This window comes from Nocardiopsis sp. NPDC006198, from assembly GCF_040613895.1.
Lineage (GTDB): Bacteria > Actinomycetota > Actinomycetes > Streptosporangiales > Streptosporangiaceae > Nocardiopsis > Nocardiopsis tropica.
In genome coordinates this window covers 1-17,916 of record NZ_JBEXSY010000097.1, presented here as the reverse complement: position 1 = coordinate 17,916, position 17,916 = coordinate 1, and the positions used below count along the sequence as shown (strand labels likewise).

13 protein-coding genes and 1 tRNA gene are annotated in these 17,916 nt (G+C 74.9%); 9 read left to right on the top strand and 5 right to left on the bottom strand.

Translation table 11 applies throughout. The features are described from left to right. Positions 1-92: 92 nt before the first annotated feature. A complete protein-coding gene (locus tag ABZ234_RS32570; RefSeq protein WP_355014596.1) occupies positions 93-1,997 on the bottom strand; it encodes a GMC family oxidoreductase in 1,905 nt (634 codons plus the stop codon). A 212-nt stretch (positions 1,998-2,209) separates the two neighbouring features. Between ABZ234_RS32570 and ABZ234_RS32565 the strand changes: the two genes are divergently transcribed. Together ABZ234_RS32565 and ABZ234_RS32560 are read left to right on the top strand one after the other, a co-directional pair. Then, positions 2,210-2,857 carry a DUF6230 family protein gene (locus ABZ234_RS32565; RefSeq protein ID WP_355014595.1) on the top strand — a complete coding sequence of 216 codons (648 nt, stop codon included), beginning with the start codon at positions 2,210-2,212 and terminating at the stop codon, positions 2,855-2,857. A gap of 4 nt (positions 2,858-2,861) precedes the next feature. After that, complete coding sequence (locus ABZ234_RS32560; RefSeq protein ID WP_355014594.1) at positions 2,862-4,325, top strand: DUF6114 domain-containing protein; 1,464 nt, start codon at positions 2,862-2,864, stop codon at positions 4,323-4,325. A gap of 173 nt (positions 4,326-4,498) precedes the next feature. Here ABZ234_RS32560 and ABZ234_RS32555 read toward each other — a convergent pair whose 3' ends face one another. Beyond that, positions 4,499-6,316, bottom strand: coding sequence for a UvrD-helicase domain-containing protein (locus ABZ234_RS32555; RefSeq protein ID WP_355014593.1), 1,818 nt, complete (start codon positions 6,314-6,316; stop codon positions 4,499-4,501). A gap of 802 nt (positions 6,317-7,118) precedes the next feature. On the opposite strand from ABZ234_RS32555, the gene ABZ234_RS32550 reads away from it, so the two are divergent. The 3 genes from ABZ234_RS32550 (at position 7,119) to ABZ234_RS32540 (ending at position 10,236) form a co-directional block, all read left to right on the top strand. After that, entirely contained in the window at positions 7,119-7,742 is a 624-nt protein-coding gene (locus ABZ234_RS32550) for a DUF1707 domain-containing protein (RefSeq protein ID WP_355014592.1), read from the top strand. A 297-nt stretch (positions 7,743-8,039) separates the two neighbouring features. After that, a complete protein-coding gene (locus ABZ234_RS32545; RefSeq protein WP_355014591.1) occupies positions 8,040-8,645 on the top strand; it encodes an ElyC/SanA/YdcF family protein in 606 nt (201 codons plus the stop codon). 151 nt (positions 8,646-8,796) lie between these two features. Next, complete coding sequence (locus tag ABZ234_RS32540; protein ID WP_355014590.1) at positions 8,797-10,236, top strand: hypothetical protein; 1,440 nt, start codon at positions 8,797-8,799, stop codon at positions 10,234-10,236. Between the two features lie 136 nt (positions 10,237-10,372). Here ABZ234_RS32540 and ABZ234_RS32535 read toward each other — a convergent pair whose 3' ends face one another. After that, positions 10,373-11,218 carry an ElyC/SanA/YdcF family protein gene (locus tag ABZ234_RS32535; RefSeq protein ID WP_355014589.1) on the bottom strand — a complete coding sequence of 282 codons (846 nt, stop codon included), beginning with the start codon at positions 11,216-11,218 and terminating at the stop codon, positions 10,373-10,375. 132 nt (positions 11,219-11,350) lie between these two features. Between ABZ234_RS32535 and ABZ234_RS32530 the strand changes: the two genes are divergently transcribed. Further along, positions 11,351-12,919: a DUF885 family protein gene (locus tag ABZ234_RS32530; RefSeq protein WP_267946206.1), complete on the top strand. Its 1,569-nt coding sequence runs from the start codon at positions 11,351-11,353 to the stop codon at positions 12,917-12,919. A 223-nt stretch (positions 12,920-13,142) separates the two neighbouring features. Here ABZ234_RS32530 and ABZ234_RS32525 read toward each other — a convergent pair whose 3' ends face one another. Beyond that, positions 13,143-14,141 (bottom strand): N-acetylmuramic acid 6-phosphate etherase, encoded by a 999-nt coding sequence (locus tag ABZ234_RS32525; RefSeq protein ID WP_267946205.1) that lies wholly within the window; start codon positions 14,139-14,141, stop codon positions 13,143-13,145. 76 nt (positions 14,142-14,217) lie between these two features. Then, on the bottom strand, positions 14,218-15,204 hold the full coding sequence (locus ABZ234_RS32520) for a MurR/RpiR family transcriptional regulator (RefSeq protein WP_355014588.1): 987 nt from the start codon (positions 15,202-15,204) through the stop codon (positions 14,218-14,220). Between the two features lie 306 nt (positions 15,205-15,510). Between ABZ234_RS32520 and ABZ234_RS32515 the strand changes: the two genes are divergently transcribed. The 3 genes from ABZ234_RS32515 (at position 15,511) to ABZ234_RS32505 (ending at position 17,876) form a co-directional block, all read left to right on the top strand. Next, the gene (locus tag ABZ234_RS32515) at positions 15,511-17,328 is read left to right on the top strand and encodes a BTAD domain-containing putative transcriptional regulator (protein ID WP_355014597.1); all 1,818 of its coding nucleotides are present in this window, start codon (positions 15,511-15,513) and stop codon (positions 17,326-17,328) included. Positions 17,329-17,479: 151 nt separating this feature from the next. Beyond that, complete coding sequence (locus tag ABZ234_RS32510; RefSeq protein WP_267946203.1) at positions 17,480-17,665, top strand: hypothetical protein; 186 nt, start codon at positions 17,480-17,482, stop codon at positions 17,663-17,665. A gap of 138 nt (positions 17,666-17,803) precedes the next feature. Beyond that, positions 17,804-17,876 (top strand) — tRNA-Lys (locus tag ABZ234_RS32505). Positions 17,877-17,916 lie beyond the last annotated feature (40 nt).

Here is a 17,916-nt window from a genome sequence, read left to right as displayed (position 1 = left end):
TCGGCGTGCGCGCCCTCTACTACCGCACCGACGTCCTCGGGGACCTCGGGCTGGATCGTCCTCGGTTGGGTGGTCCGGACCCGCACCGGCGCTCATCCCCGCTCGCCGTCCCCGGGGCCCTCGGCCGCCTCCACCGTCTCCGCGACCTCCACGGCCACGGCCTCGACCTTCGCCTCGACCTCTTCGCCGGCGGGGGAGGAGGCGTCCACCACCGCCAGGGGCAGCGTCGTGCCGAACCGCAGCTCGGCGAACGACCCGGCGGGGACGGCCGGGGACCGCGGGAGGACCGGCCGGACCCGGCGGTAGCCGGCGCCCTGTTCCGGCCGGGGGTCCTCGTCGCCCTTGTTCGGCCACATCGACATCGCCCGCTCCGCCTGCGCGGTGATCGTCAGGGACGGGTTCACGCCCAGGTTCGCGCTGACCGCCGAGCCGTCCACCACGTGGATGTCCGGGTGCCCGTACAGCCGGTGGTAGGGGTCGATCACGCCGCTCTCCGGGCTGTCCCCGATCGGGCAGCCGCCCAGGAAGTGCGCGGTCATCGGGATGTCGAACACGTCGCCCCAGGTGCCGCCGGGGAAACCGTCGATGCGCTTCGCGAGCCGGGTCGCCGCCTCCTGGCCCTTGGGGATCCACGTCGGGTTGGGTTCGCCGTGCCCCTGCCGGGAGGTGAGCTTCTTCCGGCCGCCGAACACCCCCCTGCGGACCGAGGTGGTCAGCGAGTTGTCCAGCGACTGCATCACCAGGCCGATGATGACCCGCTCCGACCAGCGGCGGTTGGAGAAGCTGCGGACGAACACGTACGGGTGGCGCGCCGCCAGCCCCATGAACCGCAGCCAGCGCGGGATCCTCCCGCCGCCGGGCACCTGCATGGCGGTGAGCAGCCCCATCGCGTTGGAGCCCTTGCCGTAGCGGACCGGTTCGATGTGCGTGTTCTCGTCGGGGTGGATGGAGGACGTGATGGCCACGCCGTGCGTCAGGTCCTCCGGCGGCGGCACCTGCTTGCTCATGGCGCCCACGAGCGCCTCGGAGTTGGTGCGGGTGAGCGTGCCGAGCCTGGCGGACAGGCGGGGCAGGAGCCCCGAGTCGCGCATCCGGTGCAGGAGGGTCTGGGTGTTGTAGGTGCCCGCGGCCACCACGACGCCGCGCGCGGTGAACGTGCGGGCGTTCTCCCGCCGCCGGGGCGCGTCGGTCCGGACGGTGTCGAGGGCGAGGCCGCCGCCGGGCAGTTCGCGGACGCGCTCGACGCTGGTCAGGGGGTGGATGTCGGCGCCGCCGCGCTCCGCGAAGTACAGGTAGTTCTCGGTCAGTGTGTTCTTGGCCCCGTGGCGGCAGCCGGTCATGCACTCGCCGCACTCGGTGCAGGCCCGGCGCTCGGGCCCCGCGCCGCCGAAGTAGGGGTCGCCCACGGACTCCCCGGGGGCCGCCTCGGCGCCGTCGCCGTCCTCCCCGTCGCCGAAGCACACGCCCACGGGGGTGAGGCGGAAGGTGTGGCCGACGCCCATGTCCTCCGCGACCGCCTTCAGGTGCACGTCGGAGGGGGTGACGGTGGGGTTGGTGCGCACGCCGAGCATCCGGCGGGCCTGGTCGTAGAACGGGGCGAGCTCCGTCTTCCAGTCGGTGATGTGCCCCCACTGGGGGTCCTCGAAGAACGGGTCCATGGGGTGGTAGAGGGTGTTGGCGTAGTTGAGGGAGCCGCCGCCCACTCCGGCCCCGGCGAGGATCATCACGTCGCGCAGCAGGTGGATGCGCTGGATGCCGTACAGGCCGGCCTGCGGGGCCCACAGGAAGTTCTTCAGGTCCCAGGACGAGGACGGGAGCGTCCCGGGCGTGAAGCGTCGGCCCGCTTCGAGGACACCGACGCGGTAACCCTTCTCGGTGAGGCGGAGGGCGCTGACGGAGCCGCCGAATCCCGACCCCACGACGATGACGTCGTAGTCGAAGCGGGGGTCCTCCTCGGGGGCGGCGGCGGATGGTTCTGCTCTGCGCTCTGGGGGCACGGCTGATCTCTCTCCGGGTCAGTCACGGGCCTCGTAGTGCGCCGGATACGAGTCCGCAACATTGAATGTGCCATCTAGAAATGTGACATTCGATATTGTAATGTTCGTCACTACCGCCGAGTAGGGTGTGTTCCATGTAACACGCGTGGCGTGCTCCGGCGCAAGTTTCGCTCCCCCTCGCCGCCCCCGGCGGCGGAACACTGGAGGTACTCATGCCCAAGGCTTCCGACGAGGCGCCTGAGGCGTCTCGGGACGCGCCTGAGCAGCACGAAGCCGGCGGCGGCACCCTGTGGCGCAGGTTCGCGCTCGTCGTGGTCCCCGGCCTCGCCGCCGCCGCGGTCCTGGGCGGCATGACCACCCAGGGCCTCCTCGCCGCGTCCTTCGCGGTCTCCGGTGACAGCTTCAAGATGTCCGCCGACCAGCTCGCCGGACACGGGTTCACCCAGTTCGGCGACGTCGCCACCTCGGTGGACGGCTCCACCCGGCCGGTCGGGCTCTCCTCGGTCGACACGGCCGAGCTGACGAACCTGTGCATGTCCTCCCTCTGGGACCTGCCCATCGGCGAGGCCACCCTCGTCATCAACGCGGGCGAGACCACGCCGGTCGAGGGCACCAACCTCGTCATCGACATCGAGCAGCTCCAGGGCAACGCCGAGTTCGGCGCCATCGAGATCGGCCGCGACGCCAGCACGCTGGACAGGGCCGACAACGGCCAGGGCCCCGCGGGCGGCTTCGGCCTCCAGGCCGACACCATCACCGTCTCCGACATGGAGATGACCACGTGGGCCGTCACGTCCGGCTCGCTGCGCCTGTCCGGCCTGAGCCTGGCGATCAGGCCCGGCGCCCACGAGTGCTTCTGATGCCATGACCCACGCACTCACCCTCCTCCGGACGGGACGGGGACGCTTCCGGGACTGGCGGCGCAGCCGCCCGTTCTGGGGCGGTGTCCTCCTCGTCGCCGCCGGGGTCGAGCTGCTGCTGGCGCCGGCCGCGCAGAGCCTGATCCTCCCGATCGACCTGATCGTCTACGCGGGTGTAGCCGGGGTGTCCGGCGCCCTCATCGCGGCGCTGCTGATCACCCTGGGCGCGCTGAGCTGGCTCCAGCCCGCCCAGCACGTCTTCTTCGGCCTGGTCGGGCTCGCCCTCGCCCTCGTCTCCTTCGTGACCTCCAACTTCGGAGGGTTCGTCATCGGGATGCTGCTCGGCATCGTCGGCGGTTCCCTCGTGTTCGCGTGGGCCCCCGGTGTTCGCCGCCGTTCCCGCGGGCGCCGCCGGGCCGGGACGGCCGGGGCCTCCGGTCCCGTGCCTGAGGAGGCCGACGCCTCCGGCTCCGGGCCGGCGGAGGGCGTCCCGGGCGCCGGTCCCTCCGAGGAGGACGACGGCGCCGGTGGCGGCGTCCCGCCCTCCGCGGACGCGACCGCGGGGGGCGGCGGCGCCTCCCGGGGCACGGCCGGGGCCCCGGGGGAGGAAGGCGTCGCCGACCCGCGCCCGAGGACCGGGCCGCTCGCCGCCCTGGCGATGCCGCTGGCCGCGGCGGTGGTGCTGGCCGGAGCCCCCGCTCCCACCCTGGGCTGGCCCTGGGACTGGTTCGCCCCGCCGGGAGGCGGGGAGGAGCAGCCCGAGGACGCCCCCTCGGAAGACCCCTCGGAGGAGCCCTCCGCCGGACCGACCGGCGAACCCCCGGAACCGGGCGGGAACCCCGGCGAGGACGGGGAGCCGCAGGAGCCCGGGGAGGACGAGGAGCCCGAGGAGGAACCGGAGGAGGAGGCCGGCGCCGACCCGGCGGCCTGCGAACTGCTCTCCGGAGAGTCCGCGCTGGCGGGGTCGGAGGAGGAGTTCCTGGAGGCCGTGGAGGCCTGCCGGGCGGCACGGGACGAGGGCGAACTCCCCGAGGTCCCCGTCGACGAGGACCACGACTGCTTCCAGGGCTCGGTCCGCACGTCCGGCCTGACCGCCGACACGCTCACCATGAGGGGGGCGCGCTACGACGGCGTCGTCGAGTGCCCCACCGCCGACGGTCCGCGGCGCTACATCATGCTCAGCATGCGCCAGGCCGACGTGGACAACGGCGAGCTGTGGTTCGAGGACGGTGGGACCCGCATGAGCCTGGGCCTGCCCACCATGAACCTGACCGGTGACGTGCGTCTGCACATCACACGCATGCACGTGCGGCTCCTGGGGATCCCGCTGACCTTCACACCGGACTTCCCGCCCCCGCTGCTGCTGCCGTTCATGATCGTCACCGACGTGGAGGTGGACAACCCCATGGCCGGCACCGACAGCATGACCATCCCGAACCTCAACGGGCAGTACGGCGGAGGCGGCTGACACGGACCGGTCCCGGCTCCGGGGCGCGGTCGGCGGGGGCGGCTCGTGGAGCGGCGCCCCCGCCGTTCTCCCCGGGCGGGCCCCGTGCCGCCCGGCCGGGGCGGCCCCGCGCCCGCCCCGGCGGGCACGGGCGCGGGGCGCCGCCGACGGCGACGCCCCGCTGGTACCGCGGACTACCAGTTGTCGGTGATCAGGCGGCTGGCCCGGCCCACGTGGGAGACGTACAGCGCGTCGCGGGCCCGTGTGGAGGCCACGAACAGCAGCGTCCGCTCCTGCTGGAACGCCTGCTCCAGTGCCACCTGGTCGCCGTCGGCCGCCTCGATCGCGGCCTTGGGCGGCAGCAGGTGGTCGCTGACCCCGACCAGGGCCACACAGCGGAACTCCTGGCCCTTGAGCCGGTGCATCGTCCCCACGCGCACCGCCGCGGCGTCGCCGCCGTCCTCCAGCGGCGCGGTCGGGATCCCCCTGGCCTCCAGCTCCTTGGCGATGCCGCGCACCACCCAGTGGTTGCGCCCCGCCACCGCGATCTCGGCCGGCTCGACGCCGGCCTCCAGCCACGCCCGCACCCGGTCGCCCAGGGCGGCGAGCTCCTCGGCGCGGTCGTCGCAGCCGCGCACCACCGGCGCGGGCCCGCGCAGCAGGGACCGGTACCCGGCCAGGGTGTCGGCGTTGTCGTCCATGCCCAGCGCCGCACGGCGGCCCAGGATCGGCATGCTCCAGTCCAGGATCTCCTGGGTGATGCGGTAGCTCGTCCGGAGCCGGTGGCCGCGCCCGCGCACGTTGATGCCGAGCGAGGCCAGCGACACCCGGTTGTCGGACACCCGCTGGTGCGGGTCGCCGACGACGAACAGGTCGTCCGGGCTCTCCGGGACCGCCGCGCGCAGCATCCGCCACTGGCTCGGGTGCAGGTCCTGGGCCTCGTCCACCACCACGTGCCGGAACAGCGGCGCCCCGCGGCCCAGGACGCGGGCGGCCTCGGCCGCGAGCTGCGGGTAGGACCACAGCCCCTCCACCCGCATGGCGCCGACGTAGCGCCGCACGGTCTCCCACACCTGGCGGCGGTGCTCCGGGGCCAGGTGCTGCACCCGGCCGCTGCGCTCGCAGCGGATGTACTGCGGCAGCAGCTCCAGCCCCTTGGCGAGGATGACCTGCTCCCACTCGTCCACCAGGAAGCGGCCGGAGAAGGGCAGGCCGTCGGCCAGCGCCACCGCACGCCACCGCTGGGCCAGTTCGTCCCTGCCGACCATGCGCGGCGCGACGCTGCTGTGCGACTGCACGACCGACCGGGCGAGGCTGTCGATGGTCGCCACCCGCACCCGCGCGCGCACGCCGGGGTCGGGCAGCAGCTGGTCGAGGCGTTCGGAGAGGGACAGCGCCAGGGCCCGGTTGTAGGTGGTCAGGAGCACCGCCTCGCGGGGGTCCCCGGGATGGGCGGCGGCGTCGTGCTCGGCCAGGTGGGCGGCGCGGTGCAGGGCGATCACGGTCTTGCCCGTCCCCGGGCCCCCGGTGATCTGTGCCGACCCCTTGAAGCGGGCCTCGGTGATCCGGTGCTGGTCGGGGTGGAGGGTGATCTGCCACTGGTCGAACGGCGCGGCGAGGGCGTCGGCGAGTTCGGGCGGGCCGGTGGGCGTGGGGTCGACGGCTCCGGCCCCGGGGGACTCCAGGACCTCGGGGCGCAGGCCGCGGGCGAAGCGGAGCGCCTCGTCGCGCGGGCGCACGGTGATGAGCCGGTAGTGCGTACCGTCCGTGGGGCGGTCCTCTCCGGGCTCGCCGCGTCCCTCCCCGTCGGGGTCGGGAACGACGACGCCGGTCCAGTCGGGGGCGATGCTGACGACCCGCACGCGCGGGTCGGCGGCGCCGGCGACGGCCTCCAGGTCGGGGTCGTCCCCGGCCTGGCAGGCGCGCATCACGGCCAGGGTGTCGAGCTGGACGTCGGGCGTGAGGCGGGTGAAGTCGCTGAGAAACGTCGGGGCGATCGCAAGGGCGGACACGTCGTGGATTCCTCCGGTCTTCGACCAAGTGGTGTCTGCGGTGCTGAGGAGGTCGGAGCGGATGGTGTCGCGCGAGGGGAAGCCGGTCGGGCGACCGTCGCGTTCACCTGAAACATGCTCGGTGGCGAATTTGGGCAAACGCCGCCCCGGGGGCGATTCCCGCCGGGTTGCGAGGGGTTTTCGGGGTTCATATAACCCCTGTTCAGAGGGTGTTTTGCGCAAGCGCGTTCGAGGTGCTGGGCGGGTTTTTCCGCGAGGTCGCGGTACGGGCTCCGCGACCTGCGGTTCTGTGCGAAGGGCTGGTGTCCGTAATGGGGGTTATGTACCTGACCGAAATTGGGTAACAGAGGGCGAGACTGCCAGCTCGGAGTGGGATCCGTGGGGACAGTGAGGAAGAACTGTCGTCAGGGAAGGGTATGACCGAAACCCGGCGGGAGAGGGGGAACGTGTGACCGTCGCGGAACCGGGTCCGTCGCCGCGGGAGGGGTACACGTTGTGGCCGGTTTCGGACACGCTCTGTGCAGACGGCGCCCCCGCGCGAGATCGTAGAGCGCACGGGGGGCGGAAACCACGTGTGGTTCAGGACTCTGCCGGGGTCCGTCCTACCCCGGCAGAGTCCTCAACCGCTCTGGCTCCCGGACCGCTCTAGAGAAGCGGTACCCAGTCCCCACCCTCTCCAAAGCGGGTGGCGCGGCCAACCTTCGCCGACCCGAGGCCCCAGCGCCGCTCGACTCCGTGACCGTCACACCCCATGCTCTACCTTGGTGGTGACAAAAGAGCGGAAAGGACCGGGACGAGCACAGTGGCCCCCAACGACATGAGCCGGATGCGCATATCCGACGCTGAGCGCGACCAGGTCTCCGAGGTCCTGCGCGAAGCCGCCGCTGAGGGCCGGATCACCCTCGACGAGCTGGACGAACGGCTCAACGCCACCTACGCGGCCAAGACCTACGCCGACCTCGAACCGCTCACCTCCGACCTGCCCGCCCCCGGCGGTGCGGCGTCCCCGCTGCCCTCGGTCCCCGGCACGGTCCCGGGGGTGGTCGCCCGGCCCCAGGGCGACCCCATGGTCCTCAGGGCCGGGGGGAGCTCCGTCGTCCGCAAGGGCGGATGGGAGGTCCCCCACCGGGTCGAGGTGCACAACAAGTACGGCTCCACCCGGCTCGACTTCCGCGAGGCCGTCCTCACAAGCCCCGTCACCGAGGTCCACGTCGACACCTCCTGGGGCAGCGCCGACCTGATCCTCCCCGAGGGCGCCACCGCCTCGGTCGACTGCGACGCCTCCTGGTTCGGCACGCTGCGCTCCGACGTCGACTCCATGCGCAAGCAGGGCGCACCGCACTTCGTCGTCACCGGCTCGTGCCAGGGCGGGGGCCTCCGCGTCCGCTACAAGCGCCCCTTCTCCTGGGGCGGCCGCGGGGCCTGAACCCGGCGCCCGCACGGGCAGGGCGACGAGCCCGGCCCGCCGCCCCGCCCGGCGGCCCCGTACGGCCCGTCCCCGCGGCTTCCCGGGCCCCGTCGGTCGCGCTCCGGCCGCACCCGCGTCCTCCCTCGCCGCGTCCCGGCGCACTGCTCCCACCCCTCCCCGCCCCGGCCCGGTCCACTGCTCCCACGTCCCGTCGGCCCCGTGCGGGCCGGACTCCCCGTCCGGCCGCGCCCGGCCGTGCGCCATGATGGGTGCGGCGCGCCGCGGGGCGCGCCGACAACCGGAGAGGCGGCACGCGTGGGCTGGTGGATCGCAGGGGTCGGAGCGGGCGCGTGCGCCCTGGCGCTGGCCCCCTACGCCTGGACCTACCTGGCCAGCGCCGGGCGCCGCAAGGACCCCGGCGCCGTCCCGCACCGGCCCGTCGCCGTCGTCCTGGGCGCCGCGGCGTGGAAGGACGGGCCCTCGCCCCTGCTCGCCCGCCGCCTGGACCTGGCCGTCCGCCTCTACGAGGACGGCAGGGTCGGGCGGATCATCGTCTCCGGGGACAACCGCGAGGTCTCCGGACACGAGACCGACACGATGACCGCCTACCTCGTCGGCCGCGGCGTGCCCGCCGACCGGATCGAGGCCGACCGGTACGGCTACCGCACCTGGGACACCTGCGTCCGGGTGCGCGACCTGCACGGCGTCCGCGCGGCCACCATGGTCACCCAGTCCTTCCACCTGCCCCGCACGGTCGCCCTCGCCCGCGCCGCGGGGATCGACGCCGTCGGGGTCGGGGACCCCAGCCTCGGCGCCCGCCGCCGCTCCACCCTCATCGGCTACGCCCGGGAGGTCGGCGCCGCCGTCAAGGCCCTGCGCGACGCGGTGCTGCGCCCCGCGCCCGCGCACCAGGAGGCGTGACCGCGCCCCGGCGGGGGCTCCCCTCGGAGGCGTGGGAAGGGTACGGCCGCCCCTCGTCCCGGAGGAGGACACGGGGTTCCCCGCGGGGGCGTGAGAAGGTCGACGCCGCCGCCGATTCGCGCGATCCGGCTGAGCCGGGATAATCGGGCCCATGAACGCGACCACGGACAACGACCCACACGACGGCGCGGAGAGCGTGGACTGGGCGGCGCTCCTCCCCGAGGGCGGCGAGCGCGTCCCCGGACTGCTCGCCGAACTCGCCGGGAGCGACACCGCCCTGTCGGACCTCCACGACCTCGTCCACTTCCCCGCGCCCGGGCACGTCGCCGCGCCCAGGATCGTCGACTTCCTGGTCGACACCGCCTGCGCCGAGGGCACCCCGCCCACCGACCGCTGGCGTCCCCTGAGCCTGCTCCTGGAGCTGGTCGCCGGCCACCCGGAGGACCGCCTCCCCGAGGTCCGCGACCTCGGGCAGTGGCGCGACGAGGTGGCGTGGGCGACGTCCACCGACGTGGAGAAGGTGCGGGAGCAGTACCGCGTCTGGGCCGAGGAGGCCCCGGACGAGCAGCACCACCTCCGCATGCGCAACCGGCTCGCCGTCATGGAGCAGCCGAACGGCGCCGCACTCCTCCAGGCCGAGCTGGACACCTACGAGGCCGTCCTCGCCCGCGTCCCCGACCTGGTCACCCTCCTCAAGGGCGGCGTCAACCGCGGGGGCCTGGACCGGGCGGGGGAGTGGGTCAGCTACCTGCTCGCCTTCCTCACCGACGACTCCGAGCGGATCGCCTCCGAGATCACCGGAGCCTCCCAGGTCCTGCTCGCCAAGGACCTGCGCCCCGCCCCGCAGGCGCCCACGAGCCTGCGGGAGGTCATGAGCGGAGGGCTGGACAGCGGCGAACCGCTGCCCGCGGAGCTGTTCGCCCTGGGCCTGGTGGCCGACGCCGCCGACATCGACACGACCGTGGCCCTCACCCACCAGATGGCGGGCGGGAACCTCTACAACTCCTTCGCCGCGTCGGTGTCGCTCGTGCTCATCCACGGGGAGGACACGCCCCGCGAGGCACTGCGCCGCATCGGCCGCGGCGGCGGGACCTCGATGGGCTACGCGGGCCTGTTCAACGAATCGTGGCCGCACTGCGGCGGGCGCTCGCCGCAGGTCCTGGGCTTCCTGGCCCTGGGCCGCGCCGGGGGCCGCGCGCGGCGGCTGCGCCTGGACATGCTGCCCGGCCTGATCAAGGAGGAGGCCGACTCGCGCGCCCTGGTGACCGGTGTCGGCCTGGAGATCGTCCTCGGCCCCCGCACCAAGGGGCACAGCGCCGAGGAGCACGCCCGCGCCGAGTACGACGAGGAGACCCTCAAGGTGCTGTGGGCGATCGCCGAGCTGCCCGCCTCCGCGTGGGAGGACGAGGAGTTCACCGCGACGCTGGACGCCTGGGCGCTGCCGGACACCGCCGAGGAGTTCCGCGCCCTGGTGGGAGTGGAACCCGAGGAGGAGCAGGAGGACGAAGAGGCGCCCCAGGCCCCGGCCCCCGCGCCCCAGGCCCCCGCCCCGGGCGGCCTGTTCGGACGCCTCTTCGGCGGAGGCCGCTAGCGGCCGGACCGGTGGGCCGGGCGGCGCGGGAGGCCGCGCACGCGGGCCCGTCGGCCCGGACGGCGGGCCCCCGCGGCGCACGGCCGCCGGGGGCGCCGTCCGGGGCCGCCCCGGTCACCGGCGCGGCCCCCGGGCGTCATTCCGCGTCGGCGGCCAGGGCGTCGTCCACGGCGGTCTCGTAGCCCCCGAGGAAGGTCGGGTCGGGGCGGAACACCGCCGTGCCCAGCGCGGCGACCGCGGCGGGGACCTCGCGGACCCACCCGTACAGGGTGGCGAACCTGCGCTCCTCCAGGCTGGAGTCGGCCACCCCGACCGCGTCGATCCCCGCGTCCCGGCAGAGCCGCACCGCGCGCGGCAGGTGGAAGTCCTGGGTGACCACCGTGGCCTCCTCCACCCCGAACACCTCCCGCGCGCGCACGCACGAGTCCCAGGTGGAGAACCCGGCGTAGTCGCCCGCGATCCGGTTCTCCGGAACCCCGGCGGCCACCAGGTAGTCGCTCATCGTGTCGGTCTCGTTGTAGTGGTCGACGCTGTTGTCGCCGCTCACCAGCACGGCCTCCACCTTCCCGGCGAAGTACAGCTCGGCGGCGGTGTCGAGGCGGCGGGCCAGCAGCAGGGACGGCAGGCCGTCGGGGCGGACGCCGGCGCCCAGCACCAGGGCGACCGGGCGCTCGGGCACCCCCTCGGCGGTGTGGCGGTCGCCGGAGGTGCTCGCGACCTGCCACACGAACGGGAGGAAGCCCGCCACCACGGCGCACACGGCCAGCAGGGCGAGGCGCCGCAGGGGGCGCCGTCGCCGTTCGGGGCGGTCGGGGCGGGGCTTCCCGCCGGTGTCGCCGGGGCCCTCGCCGGCTCCCGGTCCGGAGGCGCCGTCGCCGGGGGAGCCGCCGGGGCCCGGGGCGGCGCGCCCGGGGGCGGAGGGCTCCCGCCCGGCGTCGTCGGGTGCGGAGGTGCCGGACGCGGCGGGATCTGAGGTCGTCACGCCTGAGAAGACGCCCGGAGCGGCCGGAGAGTTCCGGCGGAGGGTAGGACGGGCGGGGCGACCTTGTGGGCGAACCGCCCCGGGCGGAAAACCCGGCTGTGCGCCGCCCGGACACCCCGTTAGAGTCGCCGCATGTCCTCACAGCCGCACCACGACGACCTGTCCCCGCGCCTGCGCGCCCTCGCCGACCTCATGCCCGGGAGCATGCGCGAGGGCTCCGGGATGCACGAGTACGACGGCAGGGTCGCCGACACGTCGCCCGACGGGATCCGGGACGCGCTGTCCCGGCTCGGCGGCGACCCCGTCGCCGACGCCCACGACGAGGCCCACCTGGCCGCGTTCGAGCAGGGGCTCCGCTACGAGCTGGGCGAACTCCAGCTGCACCGTTCCAACCCCCTCCACCACCTGGGCGAACTCGACGTCTCGGTCTACGACCGCGAGTACGCGCCCCGGGCGGAGCGCGACGCCGCGCGCGTCGCCCACCTGGCCGAGTGGCCGCGCGTGGTCGACAACGCCGTCGCCTCCCTGGACAGGGTCCCCGCCCCCGTCGCCGACGCGCTCCTGGCCGCGGTGAGGGGTGTGGCCGACGGCCTCCCCGACGATCTCCCAGCCGACGTCCTCGAACCCGCCCTCGCCGCACACGCCCGCCTCGTCGCCCACATGGAGCGGGCGGTCCGGGAGGGCCCGGAGAGCGCCCGGCTCGGCGCGGACGCCCTGAGCCGCCTGATGGGCACCGTCGAGGCGGCCGAGGTGGACCTCGCCGACCTCGCCTCCCGCGCCGACGCCGAGCGCGACCGCCTGCGGGCGGCCCTGGCCGCGGTCACCGGCCGGATGGCCCCGGGCCGCGACCCCATGGAGTTCGCCCGCGAGCTCACCCGGCAGTACCCGGCCGCCGACGGGGTCCTGGACGCCGCCCGCCGCTGGACCGGGCTCGCCGTCGAGTTCACCGCCGAGCGCGGGCTGGCCCCGTGGAGCGACGGCGAGTGCCGCGTGGACGTCTCCCCGCCCTCGCAGCGCTGGGCGACCGCGATGATGGCGTGGTCGGGCCCGTGGGAGGCCGACACCCCCTCCTTCTACTTCATCACCCCGCCCGACAAGGCGTGGAGCGAGGAGGAGGCGGGCGAGTGGCTGGAGATGTTCAGCCACACCACCCTGCCCGCCGTGAGCGTGCACGAGGTGGCGCCGGGCCACTTCTCCCACGGCCGCGCGCTGCGCAGGGCCCCCGGCCAGGTGCGCCGCGCCCTGCACTCGATGACCTTCGCCGAGGGGTGGGCGCACTACGCCGAGGAGATGTGCCTGGAGGAGGGCTTCGGCGAGTACGCCGCCGAACGCCTGGGGGACCCCGCGTGGACCGCGGACCACTACGAGGTCGGCGTGTGGGTGGAGGCGCTGATCCGCGTCACCCGCCTGTCGGTGGCCATCGGCATGCACACCGGCGGCATGACGGTGGAGGAGGCGGCCGCCCGCTTCGCCGAGGACACCCCGCTCCAGGGGCCCGCCGCCCTCTCCGAGGCCCGCCGGGCGACCTTCGACCCCACCTACGGCCGCTACACCTGGGGCAAGCTGGAGATTCTCGCGCTGCGCGAGCGCGCCCGCGAGCAGTGGGGGGAGGGGTTCGACCTGCCCAGGTTCCACCGGGCGCTGCTCGACCTCGGCTCCCCGCCGATCGGGCTCATCGGCACCGCCCTCGAACGCGGTTAGCGCCCGGGCAGCACTGTGCGCAGGGGGCCGGGGGACCCCTCGATTTCCACGGTAGGGCGGGGGCCGCCCCGGCCGCCAGAGGTCCCCGGGCCTGTGGACGGCCGCTCGGCCGCGGTGGCCGGGCCCGGGCGGCGGACCGCGTCCGGGACCCCGGCTCCGGGACCTCGGACCCGGCTCCGGGCCCGCGGCCGTCCCGCCGGGACGGCCGCGGGCCGCTCCCGGCCTACTCCGGGGTGACGGGGCCCGGCACCCCCAGTTTCCCGAGGGCGTCGCGCACCCGCCCCTTCGACGAGCCCAGGGCCCGCGCGGCACCGGCCGCGTCCACGTCGGCCAGGAGCGACACGAGCGCCACCCGGGTGTCGCCGCCGGCGGCGTTGAGGGCCTCCGCGCACGCCTCCTCGCCCAGGCCGGTGGCCTGCGTCAGGATGGTCACCACCCGGCCCCGCAGCTTGCCGTTGGTGGCGTCCACGCCCACCATCAGGTTCGAGAACGTCCGGCCCATGCGCACCATCACCGCGGTGGAGAACGCGTTCAGGGCGAGCTTCTGCGCCGTGCCGGCCTTCATGCGCGTGGACCCGGCGATCACCTCCGCGCCCGTGGAGACGCCCACGTGCACGTCCGCGGCCGAGGCGAGCGACGCCCCGGGGTTCGCGCTGATCAGCACCGTCGACGCCCCGCGCTCCCTGGCCGCCTCCAGGGCTCCCCCCACGTACGGGGTGCGGCCGCTCGCGGCCAGCCCCACCACGAGGGAGCCCTCGGACACGCCCGCGGCGTCGATCCGGCCGGACTCCCAGTCGTCCTCGATCCCCTCCACGGCCCGTGCCAGCGCCTCGCCGCCGCCCGCGTGGTGCGCCACCACCCACTCGGCGGGCACGCCGTACGTCGGCGGCAGCTCGGCGGCGTCCTGCGCGGCGATCCGCCCCGAGGTGCCCGCGCCGAAGTAGTGGATGGCCGCCCCGCCCTCCAGGGCGGCCACCCCCAGCTCCACGGCCCGCGCCAGCTCGGGCAGGACCGCGCCCACGGCCGCGGGGACCGTGGTGTCCTCGGCGTTGATCTGCCGCAGGATGTCGAGCGCCGGGAGCAGGTCGATGTCGTACGTGCCGGAGTTGCGCTCCTCGGTGGGGGCGCGCACGATCACGGCCCCACCGCCCTCCGGGTCGCCGGGGGGCCGGGGGACGTCTTCCCCGCCGCCGTGTACCGCGCTCTCCTGTTCGGTCCGCACCCGTGCCGTTCCTTTCCGTAGGGCCGCGCCCGGCCCACCGCCGGGAAACCGGGCGACGGGGCCGGACGCGCGCCGGTCAGTCGTCGTTTCCGTCGGTGCTCCTGCCGCCGGGGGAGTCCCCCCGGCGGCGTCTGCGGTCGTCGTTGATCCGCAGGCCCCGCACAGCCTCGAAGGTGGTCTCCAACGCGGTGCGGCTGTCGGTGTAGCGGCTCTGGGCCAGGCCCACGAACAGGCAGTCCACGACGGTCAGCTGGGCGAGCCTGCTCGCGGTCGCCCCGGACCGGAACGTGGTCTCCCGCGCCGCCGTGGTCAGCACGTGGTCGGCGAACCCGATCGCGGACCGGGGGAAGTTGGTGATGGCGACGGTCCGCGCCCCTCGCCTGCCCGCCTCGGTCAGCGCCTGGACCGTGTCGATGGTCGAACCGGAGTGGGAGATGCCGATGGCGACGTCCCGCTCGTCGAGGAGGGCGGCGCTGGTGAGCATGACGTGCGCGTCGGACCACGCGAACGAGGTCATCCCGATCCGGTGCAGCTTCTGCTGGAGGTCGGCGCCGACGAACGCGCTCGCCCCCACCCCGTACACGTCGATGCGCCGCGCGCCCGCCATCGTGTCGATGACCGTGCGCAGGACGTCCACGTCCAGGGCCGCCCCGGTCTCCTCGACGGCGCGCGCGTCGGTGTAGGCGATCTTCTGGACCACCGTGACGAGCGTGTCGTCGGGGTTGATGTCGCTGGACAGCTCGGGGGAGCCGGAGCGGGCGCCGCGGGCCTGCCCGGCCTCCGTGGCCAGCGCCAGGCGCAGCTCCCGGTACCCGCTGAAGTCGATGGTGCGGCAGAACCGGATCACCGTCGCCTCGGAGGTGGCGCAGTCCTTGGCGAGCTGGGTGATGGAGGAGGCCGCGGCCCTCTCGGGGTCGTCGATGACGCGCTGGGCGACCCGCCGCTCGGCGGGCGCGAGGGAGGGCAGGAGCGACCGTATGCGGAGCACCGTCGTGGGGACGGGCGAGACGGAGAGCGCCCCGGTCTCCGGCAGGTCGCCCGAAGGCTTCGGAATTTGCGCCATGGAGGAAAGTTTCTTTCGGTCGTGGTGCAGAGTCAACGCAGTGGAGGGAAAAAGCGGGAGAATCAAGGATTTCAAGGGACGGTCGCGGCAGCAAGTATCCACCCTCCGATTGCGGGATCCCAGCTCAGGCGGCACCCTGGGGGCGGGGGCGTCGCGGTTCATCCGTCACGCGCGCAACCCGCCAGGGGGGATGGTGCCGTGTCGCCGAGCGACTCGGAAGGACGGCGGTCCGGATCGGCCGCCGGGACCGGCGCGACGGCCGGCGCGCGGCCGGTCGACCGCGGGGCCGGGGGGCTTCACGTCGGGCTGCTGGGGCAGTTCGGCGTCGAGGTCGCAGGGGTGCCGCTGAACCTGCGCGGGGACAAGCGCCGCGCCCTGCTCGCCTCGCTCCTCCTCAACGCGGGGAGCACCGTCCCCACCGCCCACCTCGTCGAGCGGATCTGGGACGCCCCGCCCACCCAGGCCAACCGCAGCGCCCTCCAGGTCCACGTCGCCCGTGCCCGCGCGCTGTTCGAGCACCACTGCGGCACGCCGCTCATCCGCGGCGGGAACGGCGGCTACCGCATCGACCTCGCCGAGGAGCAGTCCGACCTCCTGCGCTTCCGGGCACTGGTCGGGAGCGCCGCCGACGCCGCGGCGCGGGGCGACCGCGGGGCCCGCACCGAACTCCTCATCCGGGCCCTGGGCCTGTGGCGCGGCCCGGTCCTGGCCGACGTGGCCAGCCCCGTCCTGCACTCCCGCGACGTGCCGCCCCTCACCGAGGAGCTGCTGCGCGCCGCGGAGGAGGGCTTCGGCGGGGCCCTGGCGCGCGGCGACCACGAGCGGGTGGCCGACCAGATCCGGCCGATCGCCACCGACCACCCCGAGCGCGAGCCCCTCATCCGCGTCCAGATGATCGCCCTCTACCGCAGCGGCCGTCCCAGCGAGGCCCTGCGCGTGTACGCGCGCACCCGCGACGCCCTGGTCGAGCGCCTCGGCGCCGACCCGGGACGCGAACTCCAGGAGACCTTCCACGGCATCCTGCGCGGGGACCTGGACCCCCCGTCGGAGCACGGGCCCGCGCGGCCCCCGGGGCACGACGCGCACCGCGACCCGCTCGCGCGCATCCCGCGCCAGCGGGCACTGGTCCGCGGCGCGGGGGCGCCCGCGGAGGACACCGGCGCCTGCGCCGGCGCGGACGCGGACCCGGAGGGACCCGCGGGCCGGTGCGTCCGGGCGGAGGAGCCGGCGCCTGATCCGGTCCGGCCCCCTGCCAGGGTGCCCGGCTCCGTCACGCCCTCCGAGCTGCCCTCCGCACCCGCCGTCCTGGTGGGGCGCGACGGGGCCCTGGCCGAACTCGACCGGCTCGTCGACCCGCGCGGGGGCACCCCCGGCAGCGTGCTCGTGCGCGGCCCGGCCGGGGCGGGGAGCAGCGCCCTGGCGCTGCGCTGGGCGCACGCGGTGGCGCCGCACTTCCCGGACGGCCAGCTGTACGTCAACTTGCGCGACGGCGACGGCTCCCCGCGCGACACGGCCGAGGTCCTGCGCCGGCTGGTGCGCTCCCTGTCCTCGGGGTGGCACGGCACGGGCATCCTGGACGCCGAGGACGCCGCGGCCCGCGTCCGCACGCTCCTGGCGCGCAGACGCGTCCTGCTGATCCTGGACAACGCGGCCACCAGCCGCCAGGTGCGGCCCCTGCTGCCCGGCGGCGCCGGTTGCGCCGCGGTGGTCACCAGCCGGAACTGGCTGACCGACCTGCTGGTGCGCGACGGGCTCCGCGCGCTCCCGGTGGGGGCGCTGCCGCCGGGGGCCGCCGTCGAACTGCTCCGCTCGCAGATCGGTGCGGACCGGTGCCGGGAGACGGTGCTGCGGCGCCTCGCCCACCTGGCGGGATACCTGCCGCTGCCGCTGCGGATGGCCGTGGCCTGGTTCGACACCAACCCGCACGCGTCCGGCTCGGAGCTGGTGCGGAGCCTGGAGGAGGCGGACCCGGCACGCGGCGTCACTCCCACGGCCCGGATGGCCGCCGTGCTGCGTACCGGGCCCGGGACGGGCCGCCACGGCCGCGGGGAAGTACCGGTCGGAGCGGACCCGCCCGGCACAAGTGTGGGACAGGCGTCTTACGTTCGGCTTTCACCCGGATGAGGACTGCCCGCCCTGCGGTTGGCCGGGAGGTGGGCGGAGCGTGGCGGCCCGTGGACGCGGCGCGAACGGAAAACCAAGCACCGGTGGTGAAATCGGTCGGATTTGTCTACGGGGGTCCGCTGGGGTCGCACGAGTCGCTAGTGTCAACCCCATGACACAGAACAATGATCCCAACCTGGACCCGGCGGGCAACACCCAGCACTTCCGCCGCTTCGTCGACGAGAACCCGGAGCCCGAGGAGCCCGCGCGCCGCCCGATCCTGCCGCTGGTGCTGGCGGGCGTCGGCGTGGTCCTGGCGATCGCGGTGGTCGTCGCGCTGGTCCTGGCCTTCTCCTAGGACCCCTGTCGGACTCTGGCGGCACGGGGCGGACCCGCCGGTCGGTCCGGAACCGGTTCGCGACCGCCCCGCGGTCCTGCTAGAGTTAACGACGTCGCCAGGGGGTACGGGCCACGGTCCGGCACCCGGGAGCGGCGGGCGTCATTAGCTCAATTGGCAGAGCAGCTGACTCTTAATCAGCGGGTTCGGGGTTCAAGTCCCTGATGACGCACAGCGGGTCGGCCCCGGCGGGAGGCATCACCTCCCGCCGG